The 19,189-nt window shown below is 40.4% G+C and carries 15 protein-coding genes, 4 pseudogenes and 1 riboswitch; of the genes and pseudogenes, 5 read left to right on the top strand and 14 right to left on the bottom strand.

The window, feature by feature from the left end; translation table 11 throughout:
• Positions 1-12 precede the first annotated feature (12 nt).
• From ACSLFW_RS08950 to ACSLFW_RS08980, 7 genes and pseudogenes are all read right to left on the bottom strand, one after another.
• On the bottom strand, positions 13-2,046 hold the full coding sequence (locus ACSLFW_RS08950) for an FG-GAP-like repeat-containing protein (protein ID WP_436555466.1): 2,034 nt from the start codon (positions 2,044-2,046) through the stop codon (positions 13-15).
• Positions 2,047-2,063: 17 nt separating this feature from the next.
• On the bottom strand, positions 2,064-3,161 hold the full coding sequence (locus ACSLFW_RS08955; protein WP_436555467.1) for a hypothetical protein: 1,098 nt from the start codon (positions 3,159-3,161) through the stop codon (positions 2,064-2,066).
• 170 nt (positions 3,162-3,331) lie between these two features.
• Positions 3,332-3,877 (bottom strand): acyl-CoA thioesterase, encoded by a 546-nt coding sequence (locus tag ACSLFW_RS08960; RefSeq protein WP_436555468.1) that lies wholly within the window; start codon positions 3,875-3,877, stop codon positions 3,332-3,334.
• A 3-nt stretch (positions 3,878-3,880) separates the two neighbouring features.
• A pseudogene (locus ACSLFW_RS08965) lies at positions 3,881-5,245 on the bottom strand (DNA recombination protein RmuC).
• Positions 5,246-5,379: 134 nt separating this feature from the next.
• Complete coding sequence (locus tag ACSLFW_RS08970; RefSeq protein ID WP_436555469.1) at positions 5,380-5,649, bottom strand: hypothetical protein; 270 nt, start codon at positions 5,647-5,649, stop codon at positions 5,380-5,382.
• Between the two features lie 179 nt (positions 5,650-5,828).
• Positions 5,829-7,252, bottom strand: a pseudogene (locus ACSLFW_RS08975) (MATE family efflux transporter).
• A gap of 179 nt (positions 7,253-7,431) precedes the next feature.
• On the bottom strand, positions 7,432-7,785 hold the full coding sequence (locus ACSLFW_RS08980) for a hypothetical protein (RefSeq protein WP_436555470.1): 354 nt from the start codon (positions 7,783-7,785) through the stop codon (positions 7,432-7,434).
• A 149-nt stretch (positions 7,786-7,934) separates the two neighbouring features.
• Between ACSLFW_RS08980 and ACSLFW_RS08985 the strand changes: the two are divergent.
• The 3 genes and pseudogenes from ACSLFW_RS08985 (at position 7,935) to ACSLFW_RS08995 (ending at position 10,749) form a co-directional block, all read left to right on the top strand.
• Positions 7,935-8,506 (top strand): annotated as a pseudogene (locus tag ACSLFW_RS08985) (pseudouridine synthase).
• 110 nt (positions 8,507-8,616) lie between these two features.
• Positions 8,617-9,078, top strand: a complete 462-nt coding sequence (locus tag ACSLFW_RS08990) for a tRNA (cytidine(34)-2'-O)-methyltransferase (RefSeq protein ID WP_436555471.1) — start codon at positions 8,617-8,619, stop codon at positions 9,076-9,078.
• A 67-nt stretch (positions 9,079-9,145) separates the two neighbouring features.
• A pseudogene (locus ACSLFW_RS08995) lies at positions 9,146-10,749 on the top strand (class I SAM-dependent methyltransferase).
• 5 nt (positions 10,750-10,754) lie between these two features.
• Here the strand turns inward: ACSLFW_RS08995 and ACSLFW_RS09000 are convergent.
• The 4 genes from ACSLFW_RS09000 to ACSLFW_RS09015 all read right to left on the bottom strand — a co-directional run bounded on the left by ACSLFW_RS09000 (position 10,755) and on the right by ACSLFW_RS09015 (position 14,239).
• Positions 10,755-11,129: a hypothetical protein gene (locus ACSLFW_RS09000; RefSeq protein ID WP_436555472.1), complete on the bottom strand. Its 375-nt coding sequence runs from the start codon at positions 11,127-11,129 to the stop codon at positions 10,755-10,757.
• 163 nt (positions 11,130-11,292) lie between these two features.
• Positions 11,293-12,072, bottom strand: a complete 780-nt coding sequence (locus tag ACSLFW_RS09005; RefSeq protein WP_436555473.1) for an ABC transporter ATP-binding protein — start codon at positions 12,070-12,072, stop codon at positions 11,293-11,295.
• Complete coding sequence (locus ACSLFW_RS09010) at positions 12,072-13,103, bottom strand: iron chelate uptake ABC transporter family permease subunit (protein WP_436555474.1); 1,032 nt, start codon at positions 13,101-13,103, stop codon at positions 12,072-12,074. The genes ACSLFW_RS09005 and ACSLFW_RS09010 overlap by 1 nt, the downstream gene beginning before the upstream one ends.
• Positions 13,103-14,239 (bottom strand): ABC transporter substrate-binding protein, encoded by a 1,137-nt coding sequence (locus ACSLFW_RS09015; protein ID WP_436555475.1) that lies wholly within the window; start codon positions 14,237-14,239, stop codon positions 13,103-13,105. The genes ACSLFW_RS09010 and ACSLFW_RS09015 overlap by 1 nt, the downstream gene beginning before the upstream one ends.
• 79 nt (positions 14,240-14,318) lie before the next feature.
• A riboswitch (cobalamin riboswitch) is annotated at positions 14,319-14,588 on the top strand.
• Between the two features lie 29 nt (positions 14,589-14,617).
• On the opposite strand from ACSLFW_RS09015, the gene ACSLFW_RS09020 reads away from it, so the two are divergent.
• Together ACSLFW_RS09020 and ACSLFW_RS09025 are read left to right on the top strand one after the other, a co-directional pair.
• On the top strand, positions 14,618-16,447 hold the full coding sequence (locus ACSLFW_RS09020; RefSeq protein ID WP_436555476.1) for a TonB-dependent receptor plug domain-containing protein: 1,830 nt from the start codon (positions 14,618-14,620) through the stop codon (positions 16,445-16,447).
• A 4-nt stretch (positions 16,448-16,451) separates the two neighbouring features.
• Positions 16,452-17,486 (top strand): YncE family protein, encoded by a 1,035-nt coding sequence (locus ACSLFW_RS09025; RefSeq protein ID WP_436555477.1) that lies wholly within the window; start codon positions 16,452-16,454, stop codon positions 17,484-17,486.
• Positions 17,487-17,647: 161 nt separating this feature from the next.
• Here ACSLFW_RS09025 and ACSLFW_RS09030 read toward each other — a convergent pair whose 3' ends face one another.
• The 3 genes from ACSLFW_RS09030 to ACSLFW_RS09040 are packed head-to-tail and all read right to left on the bottom strand — an operon-like array spanning position 17,648 to position 19,099.
• Entirely contained in the window at positions 17,648-18,211 is a 564-nt protein-coding gene (locus tag ACSLFW_RS09030; protein ID WP_436555478.1) for a S41 family peptidase, read from the bottom strand.
• Positions 18,189-18,542: a S41 family peptidase gene (locus tag ACSLFW_RS09035; protein ID WP_436555479.1), complete on the bottom strand. Its 354-nt coding sequence runs from the start codon at positions 18,540-18,542 to the stop codon at positions 18,189-18,191. Before ACSLFW_RS09035 ends, ACSLFW_RS09030 begins: the two co-directional genes overlap by 23 nt.
• 44 nt (positions 18,543-18,586) lie before the next feature.
• On the bottom strand, positions 18,587-19,099 hold the full coding sequence (locus ACSLFW_RS09040) for a hypothetical protein (protein WP_436555480.1): 513 nt from the start codon (positions 19,097-19,099) through the stop codon (positions 18,587-18,589).
• Positions 19,100-19,189 lie beyond the last annotated feature (90 nt).

Consider the following 19,189-nt stretch of genomic DNA (forward strand, 5'->3'; position numbering starts at 1 on the left):
TTTAAAAGGCAATTAAGATTTCAGGAATTTCTGAGTGTGCTTTTTGCCATTGTTGTCTTTCAATATTAAGATGTAAGTTCCGGTTGATAAACTTTGCGCGGAAATCATCTGGTTTTTGATTGCTTTAGTTGCAACCAATCTTCCTGTCAGGTCAAAAATGTCTGCAGTTTCAATACCTGTAATGTTACCTGAAAGGTTGATGGTTTCTTTAACAGGATTCGGATATATCACAAATTCACCAACTTGAGCATTGTGTACAGCCAAAGGCGAAGAATTTTCTACTACAGTCAGCGATTGGTTGATGGCTGGGTTCATGATTTCGTCAACGGCACCACTTGGCCATCTTACAATCAGTTTGCTGATTTCCAAAGCTGTTCCGATGCCAAAATGCGTTGTTATCGAACTCATATTGCGGAAACCCGTTCCGCTCTGCACATCCCTGATTTGCATTCCCCACGCACCATAAAGTTCAAGACGCGCGCCAATTCCGTTTTTGTTGCTTTGAACACCTTCAAGATTGACTTTTATATAGTTATTTTCGTTTCCGTTATTGAATAATACAGATGTTCCGTTTTGGATGTCAAGAAATCCATCATTGTTTAAATCGCCTATAGGCCTATCGTAAGGATCTACAGCATAAGTATTTGGGTTTGGTGTAAAATGGAAATTTCCATCCCCGAACATAATCGTATTTCCTGCACCTAAAACGTCGAGAAAACCATCGTTATTAAAATCCGCCGCAACAAATTCCCTACCCATCGATGTAATCAAATCATAGCCTGAACCTGCGGTAACGCTTGTAAATGTACCGTCGCCATTATTCCTTTTAACGTTTGTATTACCGTCTGAAATCGAGTTGATTCCTTCAATAACATCCATCCAGCCATCATTGTTAAAATCGCCAACTGCACACGACCAGCTTTGTTCCGGAGCAGCCATATTGGCTTCGGCTGCAACGTTTGTGTAAGTTCCGTTACCATTATTTCTAAATAATTGATCAATGTTTCCACCTACGCCTGAGCCGCCTTGTCCGCATTTTGCCAGAACCATATCGATGTCGCCGTCGTTATCATAATCAAACCAGGTCGAAGCATAATTTCCTCCGGTAGGAAAATCACCAATACCGCCCTGAGTATGCGTCATTGTTGTACCGTTGTTGATGTAATATCTGTTTGGCGCATTGTCATCACAAGCAAAAGCATCCAGTTTCCCATCATTGTTGATGTCTACGAAATTCGTGCGTTGTACGAGATAAGATTGTGGTTTTCTATCTACCGTAAAAGCCGTGCCGTTACCATTAGCCTTAAGAAAAGTCACACCGCTGCCTGAACCATAAATCAAATCGTTGTAGCCGTTATTGTCATAATCTCCGGCAGCGATGCTCCATGATGGTTGTACCGTAGTATTTGCAACGGTAAACGTGGTTGTGCTGAATGAGCCGTCTAATTGCTGGTATGATATCGCTAAATGTGTATTGTCGATTGCCGATACGATGTCGTCCATATAATCGCCGTTCATGTCTACAACACAGTTGTTGTAATCGCCGGTAATTCCGGCAATAGTTTGTGAAGTAAATGAAAGCATGTCAGGAGCTGGAGGAGGAGTTTCGGTAACTGAAAAGTCAAAACCGGAATTCGAATACTTATTGTCAAAAGCAATCATATAAGTCTCGCCCGAAGTTGCATCAAATGTTACTTTGCAACGGGTACCTCCATCAAAATCATCATTGGCGGTAACGCAAACCAATGCTGCACAGTCGCCACTAAACACCACGACACGTGTGTCTATATTTGGGCTGTTTTGTGCTAAAATGGTTGAAACGGTAACATTTGCAGTTACGGTTGCGCTAAATTTGTACCATTTCCCTTTGGTAGCCGCACCGTTATTCATTCCGCAGACATTCGATGGTGGCGTTCCGTTTTCTGCTGTAAAACTAGGTGCGGTGGTCGTGGTGTTAAGCCCGACTGATATCGGATTCTCGCAGCTTGTTTGTCCGCTTACTATCGCTACGGTCAAAATGAACAGGATAGTTGTAATTTTTTTCATAGTTGTTATATTTTTAGTTAGTTGCATTCGTCTGTAAGGGAATCAATCCACTCCTGAATTAATGCCAGTCCTTCGTCATGAACAATCGTTCTGCCGAGTAATGGCATTCTTTGGCTTTCTTCAACTGAAGCTACTCTGTAGTTCAGTACAGATTTGCCGTGATTTCCCGGTGAAACCAGTTTTTGTAATGATGATGAAATAGGTTCATCAGCAACCACGCAAACACCGAGATTTGCCGGATTTAGCGTTTCTGCAAAATTAAATCGAAGGGCACGATAATCACAGCGCCCCTGATCCTGGTGGCAGTGCGCGCAATTGGCATCTACATAAGACCTGAATCGCAAATCTATCGGTTGCGATGTGTCGTGATAATCAACTGTCGATGTGATGGTAGCCGGAAAGCTTTCCAGGTAACCCTGGTCTAAAAGTTGCTGCAACTGGTTTTTACTTCCGTCGCTGTATGCAAAATTGTGGTTGATGTTTTGTGGTTTGATTCCGATTGGTGTACGCACTTCATTGATTTTGTGACAGGCGTAACATTCTGATTCAGAAGGAATTCTGTAGTCAATCGTGATTACTTCATTGTTTGGCTTTTTAAAACTGAAAGTCTCAACACCGCCATTTTCAAAATCGGCAGCCTGAACCAGATTCGCTTCAGTTTGCTCGGCATTCCACAGGTATTCATAAAAATACCAGCGATCTGATTTTCTTACCATCAGGCGGGTTTCAATGATTCTGGTGGTATTTCCGGGTTGCACCGTGGTGTAATAAAAGCACTTGATCAGCACCGTTCCTACAGGAAATTCGAGGACTTTGTTGTCTGCGGTGTAAGTTGCTTTAACTCCGGCGGGCATCCATACGAAACGTTTCTTTTCTGCATAATCGGTGAAAAGCCCGCTGGCAGGTTCGTAAGGAATTACATTCATAGAAGGCGAAAGGTTTTTTATGTCGCCATCGAAAAAATGATAATCAGAAAGTTTTTGGTATGGAACTGTTGTAAGGTCGACTGTGACAGGAGAAACCGGAATGTATTCTTCGTCGTCTTTGTCGCTGCAGGAAACCATCGCGAAAACCAGTAACAAAAGGGTTGTAATTGATAAGTAATTGTATTTCATAGGAATAAAAAATGCTGCCCAAAAATAGCAATTATTTAATAACTTTCACAAAAAGTTGGCTATATATATTATGGTAAAATCAAAATAAAGGAGATAATTCAAAAAACAATTTTTTTTTATGCGCAGAATGTTTTTTCAGATTTCACAAATCACAAAATTATCCTACAAAATCAGGGTAAATTCAAATGAACTTTGTAATCTTTTAGCGCTTCAATAGCTTCTATTGTTTTGTAATCGAAAATTTCTTCGTGAAGATTGCGGTCTTTTTTCAGAGAAATCTGTTTAAGGCAATTATAAAAACGACGCACTTCGTCATAATTTGAAATGATTAGTCCGGGAACTTCGGTATTTTTCCCATCTGCGTCTTTTGCAACCATCGTAAAATAAGAAGAATTACAATGTTTGACTTTTCCAGTTCCAATGTTTTCAGATTCTACGCGAATGCCTACAATCATTGAGCTTTTACCCACATAATTGATACTGGCTTTCATCGTCACCAATTCGCCAATCTCAATCGGATTCAGGAAATTCACAGTATCAACCGAAGCCGTTACACAATAAAATCCCGAAAATTTTGAAGCACAGGCAAATGCAATCTGGTCCATGAGTGATAAAATATAACCGCCATGAATCTTTCCGCTGAAATTAGAATGCGAAGGCAGCATCAGTTCAGAAATAGTGACTTTTGACGATTTTACGGTTTTGAATGCTCCCATAATTTAACTTTCGATTTCTTCGTTTTCTGCCCTGCGGATGATATTTTCAGGCAGTGATTTTTTGGCTTTGGCGCCCATTTTCTTGAGTTTTTCAACACTTGTGATGAGGTTTCCGTTTCCGGTATATAGTTTTTTCATCGACTCTTCATAGGCTTTTTTTCCTTCATCCATTTTTTTGCCGACCAGCACCAAATCAGTTACAAAACCTTCAAATTTGTCGTATAATGCACCGGCCTGACGTGCAATTTCAAAGGCGTTTTCCTGTTGCTTCTGGTTGGCCAGCATGCTGTCGATGGTGCGCAAAGTCGCCAGCAATGTAGATGGTGTTACAATTACAATATTTTTTTCAAAAGCTTTATTATACAAGGCAGTGTCTTCATTGAGCGCAATCGCAAATGCCGGTTCAAGCGGTATAAAAAGCAATACAAAATCCGAACTTTCAATCTGATATAAATCGTGGTAATTCTTCTCGCCAAGTTGCTCTACGTGACGTCTTATAGAATTGACATGCTCCTTCAAATAAACATTTCTCAGGGAATCATCTTCTTCATTAATATAACGCTCATACGCAGTCAAAGTCACTTTCGAATCGACAATCATCTTTTTCCGTCAGGCAAATTGATGACAACATCAGGATAAACGCGGTTGCCGTCTACAGAAACGTGGCTTTGCTGCACGAAATATTCGCGGTCTTTTTCCAAACCTGATTTTGCCAAGACGCATTCAAGTACTAATTCGCCCCAATTGCCCTGCATTTTACTATCGCCTTTAAGTGCCTTGGTCAGGTTGATGGTTTCTTTGCTCATCTGTTCGTTCATTTCACGAAGGCCTAGAATCTGCTGGCGTAAGGCGGCGTGATAATCGATACTTTCCTTGTGTGTATCTTCGACCTTTTTCTCAAATAGATGAATTTTATCCTGTAATGGTGAAAGGATATTTTTAAGATTCTCTTTGTTCTGCTCGGTGAATTTGGTGGTTTTTTCCTCAAGGATTTTGTTGGCAAGGTTTTCAAATTCTTTCGTGAATTTTTCCTGCAACTGCTCAACTTCCTGTTTTTGCTCGGCACTGCGTTCCCATAAATTGTGGTAATCACTTTCTTTTTTCGACAATTGGATGGCCAAATCGTCTTTTTGGGAGCGAATTAATTCCCGGTCAGTGCAAATTTTGCAACAGTCGTTTTTCATAAGAAATGCGTTCGTCAGCCCATTGGTCTTTCACGGTATTTAATTGCGCGGTTGCGGCGATGAGTCTTTCTTCAAGGCTGATTTTATCGGCTTTGGAATTAGCGGAAAATATCAGCTTCCCGATAAAAATTCCAATAACAAGTGCAATGATGAAAGTAATAATTGTGATAATCGTGCCGTCCATTCGGTTGTATTTTATACTTCCAAATGTACGCAAAGAAATCAAAACCCGATTACGGGAATGCCGTAGAAAAACTTAAAAAAAAACGGCCACCTGAAGTGAACCGTTTTTAAACAAAACATATATAAAGGTATCCTTTACAGGATTTCGAATTGCCTGTCGAAGCTTTTGTTGGCAATACGTTTCTTAGAATAACTGTTGTAAATGAGCATGCGCATTTTTCTTCTTTCGCGGATGATTAACGGCAGGTTGATCATTACGCCGACTACGCAGATCAGCATCAAGACAACCAATAAACTCATATATATAAGGTAATTCATTTCAGTGGAATTTCTAAAATCGACCACGAAAAAGTAACCTGCGATTGCAAAAACGGTTCCGGATAATATTAATGATAGTACTTTCATGACGTTCGGTTTTTAGGTGTGAAACTTTTTACTAAATTACTCCCAATTTTAAGATTTCATTTACATGATTTTAAGATATTATTGTATAATTACAAACGCGATTTTGCGAAAAGATTGCTTAAGTGTAATAAAAAAGCACCACCCATCGACAGTGCTTCAAAATATTTACAATCAGCATTTTAAACTTTAATCGTTTTCCATCGGCCTTTCTTAAAAAGTGAATAGCTCGCTATTGTGATTGCAGTTTCCGAAACCGGAATTGCGATAAAAACACCCAACGTGCCCAACCCAAAATAATCGGCCAATAAGTAAGCAAGCGGAATCTGGAAAAACCAAAACCCGAATAAATTCACATAAGTTGGTGTCTTCGTATCACCTGCGCCATTGAACGCATTGATCATCACCATTCCGATGCCGTAAAAGACATAACCGCAGGCGATAATACGAACTGCTTTCACGGCTACCTGTTGTACTTCAGGGTCATTGGAGAAAAAATCAACGAGAATTTCTGCACCCAATAATGAAACCAGCATCACAAATCCCATGTAAATCACATTGTATTTCGCGGTTTTCAATACTGATTCTTCAGCACGTTCAACTTGTTTGGCGCCTAAATTTTGCCCGACCAAAGTGGCTGCTGCATTACTCAATCCCCAGGCAGGTAAAAGGAAGAACATCATCAGTCGCATTGCCGTTTGATATCCAGCCGAACCGTTGTCGCCGCCTGTTTTCGCTACCAGTTGTGCCATAAAAATCCAGCTGCATGAAGCGATTACGAATTGTAAAACTGCAGGCGATGCAATATTGATCAGGTTTTTTATCTGTTCCCAATCGGGTTTCAAATAGGCCAGAGTGACTTTCAATATATTTTTCCATTGAAAAGATGGAATAACTGATACAACACGCCGATACTGCGTCCGATGGTCGTCGCGATTGCTGCGCCAGTCAAGCCAAAGGCCGGAATCGGACCAAATCCGTTAATGAAAATCGGACATAAAATAATATTACTGAAATTCGCAATCCACAAGCTTTTCATCGCAATCGCAGCATTTCCGGCACCACGGAAAATCCCGTTGATCAAAAACAGCAACATTATTGAAATGCTGCTTCCCATCATGATACGGATAAATGGCGTTCCGTGTAAAGCGGCTGCCGGTGACGCACCCATTAGTAATAAGATATCATTCCCGAAATAAATCCCGAATGAACTTATTATTAAGGTAACAAATATCGCAACGCCAATGGCCTGCATCCCGGATTTTGCCGCTGCATCCGGATCTTTTTCGCCAATTCTGCGCGCTACGACTGCCGTTGCTGCCATGCTCATCCCTATGGCTAGCGAATAAATGATTGTTAAAACCGATTCGGTTAGGCCGACGGTTTGTACGGCGAAACTGCTTTCTTTCAAATGGCCGACGAAGTAGAGGTCGACGAGTGCAAAAACGGATTCCATCATCATTTCCATCATCATCGGAATGGCCAATAATATGACGGAAAGCCTGATGCTGCCTGTGGTGAAATCGAGTTCTTTTCCCTGAAGTGATTTTTTGATTACAGAAAATAAAAGGGAAATCTTACCCTTTAGTTTGGTATTTTGTGACATTATGATAAGTATTAAAATGGAGAATGCGGAACGGCAAATGGCCATTCCATATAAAAAAATCGAAAGGTAATTTGTCCTGTTTCGTTAGAAAGGGAGGACTCCAGATACTATCATAGTCCGAGGAATTATGTCACAAATATAAAAATTTTGACGGCAATTACTTTGCTACAGCCAATTAATTATTCTTCATCGAGTTTTAAATTGCCGCGATTGTGATGATTATCAGGATGGGATTCATCATATCTTTCAGGATTTTCATCGTAATTCCGGTCGCGGTTTTCAACATTTTTTTCGGTTTCAGAACTGTTAACGTCACGGCTCAGGCTTTCATTTTCATTCCAGTTACGATCGCCTTTGTCAATATTTCGCGCACGATTGACAATTTTTTCGTCACCGTCATTTTTCTTTTCGAGTTCCTGATGGAGTTTCGTGCCTGACGGATTATAATTTTCTGGTAAATTTCCACCGCTGAAGCCTTCATTTACTTCCTGTTCATTGTTTATTTTTTTCGAGCCTAAATCTTTATTTTCCATGATGATGTAATTTTATGTGAATGTATGCTTATGAAATTACGCAGAAAACCTTATAAAAGCCAGTCATTTAACTTAGCATTGAGAAACAATCGTTAACATCTCATTTACTCAATTCTCACTACTCAGTTCTATTAACTATCTTTGCAGCCATGCCTGAACACCGACATTTCATCATTTATAAACCTTATGGTTACCTGAGCCAATTCGTTTATGAACTGAAACGGAACAAGAAATTATTAGGTGAATTATATGATTTTCCAGAGAATACCATGGCAATCGGTCGTCTCGACGAAGATTCCGAAGGCCTGTTACTGCTGACAACCGATGGCATGATGAGCGAAATCGTCCGAAGCAAAAAAGTAACGAAAGAATATTATGTGCAGGTTGACGGCGTCATCAATCAACAAGCTGTAGCAGAAATGGAAAAAGGCGTCCTGATTGGTTTTAACGGCAAAAAATATAAAACCAAACAGGCTAAAGTTTTTATTTTAGATGAAATTCCGATTTTCCCCAAAGGGGTAAAAAAATCCGCAACGAAAGACATGGCCCAACAAGCTGGATTTCAGTAACAATCAGCGAAGGAAAATTTCGACAAGTCAGAAAAATGACCGCTGCGGTTGGGTTTCCGACTTTGCGACTGGTACGTGTTCGGGTTGGTAACGTGAAACTTGATGGATTACAATCTGGAGAAGTGAAAGAAGTTTTGGAATTTGAATTGTAAATAATAATTGCAGCCCACAAAAACAATAATGAGCCATGAATTTCACGAATTAGCACAAATTAATTCGTGTAAATTTGTGAAATTCGTGGCAAACAAAATTTAATGTCAATATGCTTAACATAGTTTTGGTAGAACCCGAAATACCCAACAACACCGGAAATATCGGCCGTTTGTGCGTAGGCACCGAAAACCGCCTGCACCTGATCCATCCGTTTGGTTTTCAGATTACAGATAAGAATCTCAAACGTTCCGGGCTTGATTATTGGGTACATCTGGATTGGAAGGAATACCAGAATGTTGCAGAATGGATGGAACAAATTCCTGATAAATCGCGTGTTTTCCTTTTCAGTTCACACGCCCAAAAATCCTATCTTGAAAATGAATTCCGCGATGGTGATTGGCTCGTTTTTGGCAAGGAAAGCGTCGGTTTAAGTAAAGAAGTTATAGCGCTTTTCGACAATCACCTGACCATTCCGATTTCACCATTGGTGCGCAGTTATAATCTCGCCAACTCAGTTGCATTTGCCATTGGAGAAGCCAAAAGGCAAATCTGGCAACGTGGTTTTGAATAGAAAATTCCTATATTTGGTGCGGTAGATTTTTAATTTTTTACGAATCCGACATTAATTTATAGGTTTTATGATTGATAAATCAATTTTACGCAGCACGATTTTTCGCCATCTTGACGGATTGGTAATGGCACCAACGGCATTCTCACTAAAGAAAAAAGGTATCCTGGATTTCATTCTGGATAAAAAACAAGTAAGCCTTTCAAACTTAACTTCAGAATTTAAAGCCAATGAAGGTTACCTCAATGTCGCACTTCGTGTCCTTGCTTCCAGGGATTTTTAGATTATAAAGTGGATAATGCGACGGATGAAATTATGATTTCGGTCAACGAAAAAAGTGCCATCGCTTTTCCATTATTTGATTTATATGATGATGTTGTTGATTTGTTGCGGTTTTCGATGCAATTCCATCCGCGTATTTTTGAAGAAGCCCCTTTTGAAAAGCTTAATGCTATTTTTGAAAAATATAAGCAGCATTACGGAATTGTATTTTCTGAAAATCCGCTTGTTTCAGAAGTACAGCATCAGGTTTTAAAACACATTGAAGGGCATTTGGTCGGGCCAACTTTAGTGCGTTTGGGCATGATTGGCATGTTCCATAAATATTTCATGGAAACATCATTTCGTCCCGAAGAATTTCATAAATCGCCTGATCAGTTTCAGAAAATACTGGATTTCTTTGTGTTTTTGGGATGGTTTACTGAAAAGAAAGGCAATTATCAATTTACGGAAGCTGGTTTGTTCTTTGCCAAAAAGGCGACTTCATATGGCGTAACGGTTTCTTATCTGCCGACTTTCGCCAAAATGGACGATTTGCTTTTCGGAAATGCATCAGTATTAAGAAATACCGGAGACGGCGAAGACGAAATACACGTTGATCGCGAGATGAACGTCTGGGGCAGTGGCGGTGCGCACGATACTTATTTTAAGGTCGTAGATGAAATCATCGTCAAATTGTTCAACCTTCCAATTCACGAACAACCGAAGGGAATCCTCGATATGGGCTGCGGAAACGGCGCTTTTCTACAACATATTTTCGAAGTCATCGACAGGCAGACTTTACGCGGCAAAATGCTCGATGACCATCCGTTATTCTTAGTTGGCGCCGATTACAATCAGGCAGCACTGAAAGTCACACGCGCTAATTTAATCAAAGCCGACATCTGGGCAAAAGTGATTTGGGGCGACATCGGCAGACCGGATTTATTGGCAGAAGATTTAAAAGAAAACTACAATATCGAACTCACAGATTTGCTCAATGTGCGCACTTTTCTCGACCACAACCGCATTTGGGAGGAACCGCAAACAATTACTAAAGAAAGAATCAGCGATTCAACAGGTGCATTCGCCTATCGCGGCAAAAGGCTGAGCAATAATCTTGTGGAAGACAATCTGCTCGGGCATTTGAATAAATGGTCGCCTTTCGTTAAGAAATTTGGCTTGCTGCTGATTGAATTACATACAATTGCTCCTGAATTAACTGCTGGGAACATGGGAAAAACGGCCGCAACAGCTTATGACGCAACACATGGATTTTCAGATCAGTATATTGTAGAAATTCCCGTTTTGCACAAAATCTGTGCGGAATCAGGGTTGTTTCCGGACATGCATTATTTCAGGAGATTTCCCGATTCAGACCTTGCAACGGTGAGCATTAATTTGCTGAAAGGCTGATTTAATTATCTGTTGATGTATTTTGTAAAAGATGCCAGAATTTCGTTGGCAGTTTTTTCGAGTGAAGGTTTAACTTCTTCATAATCATCTTTGAGTGTTCCGTCGGAAGCAAAATAATCTGAAATGCCTGATTTCTGGATTTTATCGTTGTTGTAAATTTCAAGGACTGTAAATTTCAGCACACATTTATTATCTACAAACTCAATTTTCAGGCTGTATTTTATCTTGAAAACAATCTGCTGCCCAACGTTCATGAAGTAAAATGCATTTTTCCGCATCGCGTCAATGGTCAGGGAATTAGCGGTCACATTATAAGTGTCATGCCCTTTTTTATTGTAAAAATAACCCCATTCGTCGGCAAGTGCCATAAGGTCTTCCATTGGCCTGTCAGGTTTCGGGATTTCAACCGCAGCAAATCCATTTTGCGTAAGTTCAACTTTCGGTTGCGACCAGGCGGCAATTGTTAAAAGCAGGAATAATAAGAGGAATCTTTTTTCATGGCGGCATATTTTCTACCTAAAGATACTCGATATCCTATTTATATTAAAGCGTTTTAAATATAAATTTGGATTTTTCCGTATCGAAAATAATATTCCCGTCAGCAAAAATTTGATTCAGAAGGCCGGAGGCGATTAATTCCTGCGGCGATTTTTGAACGATATTTCCTGAAGTCATCACAACCATTTTATTGCAAATCTGTAATGCAGCCTCGATATCATGCGTTGAAAATAAGATGCATTTTCCGGTCTCGAGGCTCAATTTTTTAAGCAATTGCAGTAGTGAGATTTTATGCCGTAAATCAAGATGTGTAGTGGGTTCATCAAGAATGATCAAGGGCGTGTCCTGAGCAATGGCGCGTGCAATCAACACTTTTTGTAATTGACCGTCACTGATTTCGTAATGTTTCTTTGAAGACAAATGCCCGATTTCTGTCAGTTCAATTGCAGTTTTAATTTTAGAAATATCTTCTTCGGTCAATTTACCAATCCAGTTGGTGTAAGGCTGTCGGCCCAGCGCAATAAGCTCATAAACGGTTAAATTATTTGGAGGCAACTTTTCGGTCAAAACAACACTTAATTGCTGCGCCAGTTCAAGCGGATTGTAATCAGAAATATCTCTTTCACTTAGTAAAACCTTTCCGGATAATGGTTGTTGTATGCCTGTAATTGTGCGCAGTAAAGTTGATTTCCCAATACCATTTTCACCAATCAGCGCAATTAATTGACCGGTTTCCAAAGACAGATTGATGTTTGCCGCAATGATTTTTTGCTGCTTTTTATGGCTGTAGCCGATGCTTAAATCGCTTGCTTTTAATATTTCCATCAGTGCATTACATTGCGTTTTTTTACTAAAAGCCAAATCACGACCGGCGCACCAATGATTGATGTAATGGCGTTAATCGGCAAAATCACATCGCTTCCGGGAAATTGGCAGATGATGTCGCAAACCAGCATGATGATTGCGCCCGACAAAACCGTCCCGAAAAATAAGACGACATGGCTGCTTGTCTGGAAAACCAATTTAGCGATATGCGGCACTGCCAGTCCGACAAATGCAATCGGTCCTGCAAAAGCGGTTATGCTTCCGGCGAGAATACTGGTTGCGAAAATCAGAATATATCTTGTCTTGTTGAAGTTGAGTCCGAGGCTTTTGGCATAATTTTCCCCTAAAAGCAATGCGTCCAAAGGTTTGAGGCAGATAATGCTTAAGGCGAGACCGATGACTACACAAATCAATAAAATCAAAATGGATGTCCACGATAAATTGCCGAGATTTCCCAACGACCAAAAAGTGAATTTCTGCAATTGTTCGGCTGTACTGAAATACGTCAAAACGCCTACAATCGCGCTTGCAAAACTGCCAAACATCAGACCGACAATCAAAATAGCAGTTGTGTCACGAAGTCGTTGTGAGACGAATAAAACCGCCAGTAGAACCAAAAAACTGCCGATGCATGAAGCAAGAATAATTCCGTAAGAAGACAGTACAAAAGCTCCTAAAAATCCTGGCAGAAATCCGGCGCCCATAATCAAAAAAGCAACACCGAGACTGGATCCTGAACTCAAACCAAGTACATAAGGCCCGGCAAGCGGATTTCTGAATAAGGTCTGCATCAGCAAACCGCTGACTGATAATCCAATTCCCGTAAAAACTGCTGTAATCGCTTTTGGCAAGCGATAATTGACAACGATATAATCCCAGCTTTCTTTTGCAACAGGCTGTCCGAAAAGGCTTTTAAAAACTTCTTTTACCGGAATGACAACCGATCCGAGGCTCACATTCAATACAAATAAGGCCAGCGCAGCAGTAAAAAGCAGTCCGTATAAAATTGTATTTCGCCTTGATTGCTGCATTATTTCAAAGGCGTAAAAAAGTACAATTGGTGATCAGGAAGCAACTCCGGATGTAAAATTTTCAGCATATCTTTTAAAACCAAATCCGGGCGATTGGGCGCTAATTCATAATAAACGATGCCGCCGGTTTTGCCTTTGAGGTTCGTAAAACTATATACTTTCTTGTTTTTAAATGCGTCAAATTGAGCATAATGCGGATTTTCGGCGCTCATTTGCTCTAATGATGAAGATTCGTTGATCCAGAAATCGGCGTGCTGCGCTTTGTCAAAAACGGCTTCAAAAGATAAAGACAAACTTCCGGTGCCGCGTGCGTCTTTCCAGAGATAGTCACCGCCGGCATCCTTTACAAACCGGCTTCCCCATGAAGTGCCGTTGGGAATGTACCATATATCCTTATACATCGCGCCGATTAAAACTGTCGGTCTTGTCGTAGCTTTTTTGGCGATTTCAACAGTCGCTTTGTATTCTTTTTCGATTCCGGAGAAGATGGAATCGGCTAATTTTTCCTTTCCGTATAAGGCGCCGAAAAACTTAATCCATTCTGCTTTTCCAAGTGGGTTTTGCTCGTTCCAGTCGCCGTTGAGCATCACTTTCAATCCGCTTTTTTGTAAATTATCGAGCGTCGGATTGTTATTGTCGATTCCGAAACCGATAATCACGTCAGGCGCAATATCAATTAAAACTTCAGTATTCAGGGTTTGGTTGGAACCGAGTTCACGCACTTTTCCGGCATCGATTAAGGCCCTTACTTTTGCTGAGGAAATGTAATCGGTATTTGGAAAACCTTTCAATGTATTTTCAACACCAAGCATTTCAAGTGACGGAATATGCGTTGTTGAAGTGACGACAATCGACTGAATCGGAACGTTAATTGTTGTAAAAGACTTCAGGCTGTCAGGAATAATACCGGTTTTTTCTTTTAAGATGTAAGTGAAATCTTTTGATGCATTCGGCCACGGATTCTTAATCTTTACAATTGAAAAGCCTTCATGTTTATAAATGGCGAGCCCTGACGCATATTGCACAGCGTTTTCAACTTTCGCATCTGCAAATTTTTTGGAATGCCCGTCTTTCTTACATCCTGACAAGGAAATCACAAATGCAACCAACACAATCGAACGCAACAAATGACTCATGGAAAAGTTTTTAAGAAACGCAAAGGTAGAAGTAATCTGCTTTTTTAAAACATTTCTCCATTTATTTAACCGATAAACTTATATTTGCACCGAATTAGGTTGTGCATTCTGATTTTTTTCAGCATCACATTAAAAGGGAATTTGGTTCAAAACCAAAGCTGTTCCCGCAACTGTAAGCTATCCAAGCTTGTTGTTATCTGCATACCACTGTTCGTTGTAATTGCAGATTTCTGAGTTTAGATTTTAGATTCCGTGTAATCTGAAATCTGCAATCTGAAATCTACAATCAGGATGGGAAGGTCAACAACAAGACGCAAGCCAGGAAACCTGCCTTTTTCATAACGAATATCGAATCTTCGGGAAAAAGATTCTGAGATTATGACTTGTAGAAAGCTGTTTTTATTAGGTTTCGTTTTGATGTGCCAATGTATTTTCGCGCAACAAATTCCTGTTGGTCTGGATGAAGTGGTCATTTCTGATACGCAACTCAAGAATTTCAGCAATTCGCAATCGGTTTTGAAACTCAGCGATTCGATTATTAAGAAAAACCAGCCTTCGCTGACGGCGCTTCTCAATTACAATTCGGTTGTTTATTTTAAAGAGAACGGACTCGGAATGGTTTCTTCGCCATCATTTCGTGGAACGACCGCTGCGCAAACCGCAGTAATCTGGAACGGCATCAATATCAATTCCCAAACGACAGGACAAACTGATTTCAACACGATTACGACTTTTGATTTTAGTTCGGTTTCGGTGAAAGCCGGCGGCGGAAGCGTCATTTACGGCAGCAGTGCGGTCGGTGGAACAATCCATTTGAACAATGATCTTGATTTTGGGAAGCACTTCAGAAATGAAGTCAACGCGCAATATGGCAGTTTCGAAACGTCAGCTTTACATTACGGAATCGATGTTTCAAACGGGAATTTCAGTTTGAAGGGAAGTCTTTCGGCGAACAATTCCGAAAATGATTATCCGTATCCGAAAGCCGGAATGAAGAATGAAAACGGGCAATTTCACAACAAAAGTTACAATCTCGCTTTCGGTTACCAACTCAATCCAAAGAATTTCCTGAAATTGTATAGCCAGGTTTTTGATGACGAAAGGCATTTTTCATTGGCAACGCCGTCAGATTCGAGAACAAAATATTCTGATTTTAATACGCGGCATTTGGCGGAATGGGATTTGTATCAGGATCATTTTGTTTCAAAAATAAAACTAGCTTATCTGACGGAAGAATACAATTATTTCGCTGATATCGATTCAGATGATTTTTCGTTCGGGAAAATGAAAACTTTCATTGCGAAATATGATTTCCTTTATCATTTCAATGAAAGAACGAGCGCTAATGTGATTGCTGATTTTACGCAAAATGATGGAAAAGGTTCGGATATTTTACACGAAAGACGACAGATTGCAACCATTTCTGCTTTATTCAAACAGCATTTGACGGATAAATTCCTTTATGAATTGAGTGTAAGGAAAGAAGCTACGTCGAATTATAAAAGTCCGCTTTTGTTCTCAATCGGAGGCAGTTATGCATTTGGTTTTTATACGCTTAAAACGAATTTATCACGCAACTTCCGCATTCCGACGTTCAATGATTTGTATTGGGAAGGCGCCGGGAATCCTGAGTTAAAACCCAAGAATTCCTATCAGGGCGAAATCGGTAATGCGTTTAAATTTGGGAATTTTGTACTGACAGCGGCTATTTATCACAGTGAAATTTCTGATATGATTCGCTGGATTCCGAACAGCAGCGGGATTTTTTCACCTGTGAATACAACGAAAGTTTCAGTTTACGGCTTGGAAACCATTTTGAATTGGAAAAAGCATTTCGGTAAAAATAACATCGAATTCAGCGGAACTTATGCCTATACAGATTCAAAAAATAAACAACTTGACAAGCAACTGACTTACGTCCCATTCCATAAAATCACCGCTGCAATAGGTTACGGATTTAAGAAATTCTCAGCCAATTACCAGCATTTATTCACCGGAGAAGTGTTTACGCAAGCCGATAACAACCCGGCGAAAACCGTCGATATGTACAATGTTTCCAACATCAGCGCCGATTATGATTTTGGGAAAACCAATGTTTATAAAATAGGCTTTCGCGTCATGAATCTTTGGGACGAAAATTACGAAAGCGTAGAAAACCGCCCTTTGCCCGGCCGCAATTTTAATGTGTATCTAACCTTAAATTTTTAATATAATGAAACTCAGAAATTTTTTATTTTTTGCTGCATTCAGCGCTGTTGCCCTTACTTCCTGTAACGATGACGACGGAACATCGGCACCGCTTGGCGATTACGATAACGGCGTTTTGGTGTTGAACGAAGGGAATTTCACGACTGGTTCTGTGACTTACATCGGCGATGATATGACCACGACTTTACAGGATGTTTATGGCGCAGAAAATCCCGGCGATAACATTGGTGGCTACGTACAATCGGTTTTCTTTGACGGCGATCGGGCGTTTATCATCTCGAATGGCTCCAATAAAATTACCGTTGTGAATCGCTATACTTTTAAATTGATTGATAAAATCGAAACCGGATTTATAGTGCCGAGATACGGCGTTGTCGTGAACGGAAAAGCTTATGTTACGAACCTTAACACTTTCGGCGACTTGACAGATGATTTTCTTACCGTAATCAATTTGGAGACTTTGGCAGTTGAAGCGCCGATTCAGGTACACGCAATTGCAGAACGCATTTATGCGAAAAATGGAAAAATTTATGTGGCGAATGGAAGCTTCGGTGACGGAAGTTCATTGACAGTGATCAATGCTGCAACCGGCGCAATTACGGCAACTGTTGATTTGGGACTTTCGCCAAATTCGATGGAAGAAAAAGACGGCAATCTGTATGTGCTATGCAGCGACAGCGATAATGCGAAAATTGTAAAAGTGAATTTGTCGAACAATACAATTACCAATACCGTTACTTTTCCTGCTGCCTTGACCGATGCGCAAAACCTCGATATAGAGGGCAACAAGATTTATTTCACGAATCTTTCTAACGTATATGCTGTCGGATTGAATGAAACGACGGTAAGCGAAACGCCATTATTTGCCTCAAATGCGACTTTCCTTTACGGATTTTCTGTACATGACGGCAATATATTTGTAGCCGATGCAAAGCAATTTGATACTGATGGCGAGGTAAAAATTTACGGGACTGATGGTGTTTTTAAGAAGCAATTTACTTCCGGATTGGCACCTAACGGGTTTTACTTCAACGATTAAATTTCGTTTAGGAGAATAGAAAAAGGCTTTCAATTGAAAGCCTTTTTTGTTTGAAACCATTAAGGGATTAAGAGCCATTAAGGGATTTGTAATAAAAATACTTAATGGCTCTTAATCTCTTAATGGTTCAAAAATCTTTTAATGGTTCAAATTTATTTTACCTAAATCTTCGGCGTATCGACATACATATCATTTCCGAAACGCATCATACTTTTTGAAGTCCTGAAATCCTGGAAAACTTTCTCCGAATTTCTTTTGAGCATTCTTCCGCTTGACGAGATTAATCCGAGTGCTGTGCTGAGCAAAGGCTCGTTGATATCGCCTAAAACACCCATATTTTCTAAATCTTCTTTCAGTAAAACGGTTGGCTGTAATCCGTCCTGATAATCGCCAAAGCCATCTTTGTTGGTCGTTTTCAAAACCAGCGGCTGCATTGCATACGTGTGGTTCGGGTTGCGGTCTTCGGTTCCGAAAGTCGGCGAATCATAAATGGTAATCGAAGCCACATTCTTACCAATCGTCACATCTCCGATTTGCACGACGTTGATGTAAGGTTTCAATCCGTTGATAACCAATTCGCTTGCAGAAGCTGTGCCGTGTGTGGTCAGGATGTATACTTTATTCAAATTTAATTTATTGATGGCAACGTTGTTATCGATGGCATCGGTAAAATTATTGACGAGCGTTCCCGGATTATTTTCTTCAAAATCCACCTGACTTTGCATTCCACTGCTCTTTTGCAAAAAGCTGCCCGGTAAACTGCCCGGTAATCATGCTGGCCAATCTTGTTGCCGTTTTCACGGAACCGCCGCCGTTGTATCGTAAATCGAGTACCAGATCGGTTGCGCCTGCTGCGGTAAATTCGCCGAAAGCGGCATTGAGCTGGCTGTCGAAATTGGCGGTGAAACCGTTATACATAAGATAAGCCACTTTGTGCGTGCCAACCGGGATAACCTTTTTGATGAACACCGGATTTTCTGTCAGTTCGGTTTTGGTAAGGTTTACTGATGCGCCGTTCGGTGTGAAATTTCCACCGTCATAATCGGCAAAATTCAAAGTATAAGAATCGTCATTGTAGAGTTTTCTGTAATTGTCAACCGTTAATGGATCGCCATTAATCGCATAAAAATATCGCCGCGGTGGATATTTTTTGTAGCCGCGTCTGAATCCGGAATGATATAATGCACGACGCCGATAAGGTCGTTGCTTCCTTCGGTTTTGCGGTATACGGTGAATTCTGCGCCGTGACTTTTAAAGACACCCTGGAACAGGTTTTCGAGATACACATAATCATCAACCAGGACGCTGAAACGGTCTACTGCGCCGCCATTGGGGAATTTACTCACGGGTTTGTACAACAAATCCTGAAACAGATTTTCGGGAGTTCCTTCAGATTGAAGAAAAACGTTGAGTTGTCCCTGATTGCTGAAAGCGTTGTCTGCGAGTTCAGGAACATCTGCCTGCCATAAATAATAGAGGTTGAGTCCTTTCCAGATGAAATTCTGCACCTGTAAGTCCGAAGGCACGTTTAATTTATCGTCCTGGTCTTCGCAGCTTACAAAACCGAATGCGGCAATCACGAAAAGCACAAGTAGTTTATAAGTATTTTTCATTGTAGCAATTTTAATTAGAAACGTAAATTTAATGACTTTAGTTTGATTAGATAATGAGAAAATCCGATAATTAGAAAATTTAAGAGTGCT

The organism is Flavobacterium sp. 3HN19-14, assembly GCF_051373205.1.
Classification (GTDB): Bacteria; Bacteroidota; Bacteroidia; order Flavobacteriales; family Flavobacteriaceae; genus Flavobacterium.

Bases quoted from the DNA above. Each gene is read 5' to 3' on its own strand.
- ACSLFW_RS09040 (WP_436555480.1), bottom strand. From the start codon at position 19,099: ATGAAAAATACTTATAAACTACTTGTGCTTTTCGTGATTGCCGCATTC.
- ACSLFW_RS09000 (WP_436555472.1), bottom strand. From the start codon at position 11,129: ATGGAAGACCTTATGGCACTTGCCGACGAATGGGGTTATTTTTACAAT.
- ACSLFW_RS09030 (WP_436555478.1), bottom strand. From the start codon at position 18,211: ATGCAAAGTCAGGTGGATTTTGAAGAAAATAATCCGGGAACGCTCGTC.
- ACSLFW_RS08970 (WP_436555469.1), bottom strand. From the start codon at position 5,649: ATGAAAGTACTATCATTAATATTATCCGGAACCGTTTTTGCAATCGCA.
- ACSLFW_RS09005 (WP_436555473.1), bottom strand. From the start codon at position 12,072: ATGGAAATATTAAAAGCAAGCGATTTAAGCATCGGCTACAGCCATAAA.
- ACSLFW_RS09010 (WP_436555474.1), bottom strand. From the start codon at position 13,103: ATGCAGCAATCAAGGCGAAATACAATTTTATACGGACTGCTTTTTACT.
- ACSLFW_RS08955 (WP_436555467.1), bottom strand. From the start codon at position 3,161: ATGAAATACAATTACTTATCAATTACAACCCTTTTGTTACTGGTTTTC.
- ACSLFW_RS09025 (WP_436555477.1), top strand. From the start codon at position 16,452: ATGAAACTCAGAAATTTTTTATTTTTTGCTGCATTCAGCGCTGTTGCC.
- ACSLFW_RS09020 (WP_436555476.1), top strand. From the start codon at position 14,618: ATGACTTGTAGAAAGCTGTTTTTATTAGGTTTCGTTTTGATGTGCCAA.
- ACSLFW_RS08990 (WP_436555471.1), top strand. From the start codon at position 8,617: ATGCTTAACATAGTTTTGGTAGAACCCGAAATACCCAACAACACCGGA.
- ACSLFW_RS08960 (WP_436555468.1), bottom strand. From the start codon at position 3,877: ATGGGAGCATTCAAAACCGTAAAATCGTCAAAAGTCACTATTTCTGAA.
- ACSLFW_RS08980 (WP_436555470.1), bottom strand. From the start codon at position 7,785: ATGGAAAATAAAGATTTAGGCTCGAAAAAAATAAACAATGAACAGGAA.
- ACSLFW_RS09015 (WP_436555475.1), bottom strand. From the start codon at position 14,239: ATGAGTCATTTGTTGCGTTCGATTGTGTTGGTTGCATTTGTGATTTCC.
- ACSLFW_RS08950 (WP_436555466.1), bottom strand. From the start codon at position 2,046: ATGAAAAAAATTACAACTATCCTGTTCATTTTGACCGTAGCGATAGTA.